The 2,167-nt window shown below is 64.1% G+C and carries 3 protein-coding genes; 1 reads left to right on the forward strand and 2 read right to left on the reverse strand.

From position 1 onward, the window contains the following. Positions 1 to 964, forward strand: a 964-nt coding sequence (locus tag WBF82_RS00205) for a M24 family metallopeptidase (protein WP_424381103.1), incomplete at its 5' end; no start/stop codon positions are given. A 14-nt stretch (positions 965 to 978) separates the two neighbouring features. Here the strand turns inward: WBF82_RS00205 and WBF82_RS00210 are convergent. Further along, positions 979 to 1,800, reverse strand: a complete 822-nt coding sequence (locus WBF82_RS00210) for an SDR family NAD(P)-dependent oxidoreductase (RefSeq protein ID WP_424381104.1) — start codon at positions 1,798 to 1,800, stop codon at positions 979 to 981. Positions 1,801 to 1,810: 10 nt separating this feature from the next. After that, positions 1,811 to 2,167: SDR family oxidoreductase (locus WBF82_RS00215; protein ID WP_424381105.1), on the reverse strand; the 357-nt coding region annotated here is incomplete at its 5' end.

Here is a 2,167-nt window from a genome sequence, read left to right on the forward strand (position 1 = left end):
GTTCGGGCCGACCTGCGTGGTCGTTCGGGAGACGGGCGCCATCCACCTGCTCAGCACCTGGGACGAGGGGGTTCCCGACGACATTCCGCACGAGAACCTCTACGGCATCTCCTGGAATCCGATGAACACTATTTCGGTCCTGAAGAGCATCGAAGGCGCTGCGACCGCTAAACGCGTTGGTAGCGACGCGCTTTCACCCGGCTTCGCCCAACTTCTGCCGATGGCCTTCCCCAACGCGGAGCTGGTCGATGGTGAGCTGGCCATGCGCGCCGCCCGCCGTATCAAGACTCCCGAAGAGGTAGCGGCGCTGCGCGAGGCCATCCGGGTAGCCGAGGCCGGGTTGGCCGCGGCAGTCGCCGAGCTGCGACCCGGCGTCAGCGAGAAGACGCTGGCCGGCGTCCTACTGGAGGCGATGGCGGCCGGTGGGGTGAGCACGCCGTCGACCCAGGATGCCGCCTGGATAACCTCACGCGAACACCCGTGGCGACGGGCGACTGAGGACGGGCGCGTTCAACACGGCGATTTAGTGGCGTTCTCGGCTGGCGTACTCGATGGTGGCTACACCGGTGAGGTCGGACGCACCTATCCGGTGGGTGACCCCGACGGTGCCGCCGATCTGTATCGGCGATGGGATGCGCTGTGGCACAGGTTATATGAAGCATGCCAACCGGGCGTGCCGGGTACCGACCTGCTGTCCGCCTATCACGCGGCGGGGGAGCAGTTGCCGCCGATGCCGATAGCCCGGGGCCTGGGTCTGGGATTCGATCCACCTGTCGTTTCGCAACACCTACCGGCGACGGCTGCCGAGGAGCGACTGGAGGCTGGGATGGTGCTCGCCGTTACCGGTTATGTCTGGCAAGAAGGCGTCGGCGCGGTGTTCGGCCGAGAAGCGGTTTTGATCACCGCAGACGGCCCGGAAATCCTGACGTCGAGCCCGTCTGCCAACGTCGCAGTCAGCGCTTGACGCTACCCGGTTAGCTAGTGATTCCACCCTTCGGCTGCCTGGTCGTCGAACGTGCGGTCAATGCGCTCGAACCTGCGGCGGATTGACCCTCGTGCTGCCGCGTGCGGCAGCACGTACAAGCGGTTGGCCGCAATTGCATCGGCGGTGAGGCGGGCCACCTCGTCGACGCTCAGACTGTCCTCTTGCGCGGGAACGGATCCCGGCGTCTCGGACGACAGCCCGTAATCCGCGCCACGGATTCGTTCCGAGTTCGAGAGCAGCTTCGTTTCGACGACCATCGGGCAGAGCACCGATACTCCGATGCCGCTGTCTTTGATCTCACGGGCCAGATTCTCCGCGAGGCCCACGACGCCATATTTCGCGACACTGTAAGCCCCGAGGCCGACGTTGGGTACCAGCCCGGCAAACGATGCGGTGAAGGCGATATGACCGCCGGTCCCTTGCTCCAGCAGCCTCGGCAAGAAGGCCTCGACGGCGTGAATCGAGCCCCACAGGTCAATGTCGATCACCCAGCGCCAGTCTTCGTGTGTCATCTGCGCGATCGGACCTGCGACTACGATGCCGGCATTGCTGAAGACAATGTCGACGTGTCCGAGAAGACGAAACGACTCGTCGGCGAGCTGAACCATCTCGTCAAGCTGCCTGACGTCGCATGTCATAGCGTGCGCGTCAAACCCGTCGGCAGCTAACCGCGCCACCGCATGTTCCAGCGCCGGCTTATCGACATCGGCGAGCACGACACGTGCTCCACGGCGGGCGAACTCGGTGGCAGTGGCGAGCCCGATGCCATTCGCACCGCCGGTGACTACTGCGTTCTTACCTTCGAATCCGTCCATGGGACGAACCCTATTTCAGGCAGCTTCCTGCGTCGATGGGCAGCGTGACACCCGTGAGGTAGCGCGCCTCGTCGGAGGCGAAGAACAACACGGCATTGCTGACGTCTTGCGGCTCCACCCACGGAATCGGCAGGGTGTGGAACAGCTGACAAATGGGAGCCATGTCGTCCGGGCCGGGATTCTCCAGATCCGGCCGGAACATCTTGAAGGTGCCGTCGTTGTGCAGCATTGGCGTTTTCACATGGGTCGGGTGCACCGAGTTGACGCGAATCATATGCTGCCCCAACTCAACCGCGAAAGCACGCATCAACCCGACGACTCCATGCTTAGCTGCGACGTAGTGGCCGGTGTGCGGGTAGGCCTTGAG

The organism is Mycobacterium sp. (assembly GCF_049673265.1).
GTDB lineage: Bacteria > Actinomycetota > Actinomycetes > Mycobacteriales > Mycobacteriaceae > Mycobacterium.

Excerpts from the sequence above, each read along its gene's own strand:
- WBF82_RS00210 (WP_424381104.1), bottom strand. The coding sequence starts at position 1,800 with ATGGACGGATTCGAAGGTAAGAACGCAGTAGTCACCGGCGGTGCGAAT.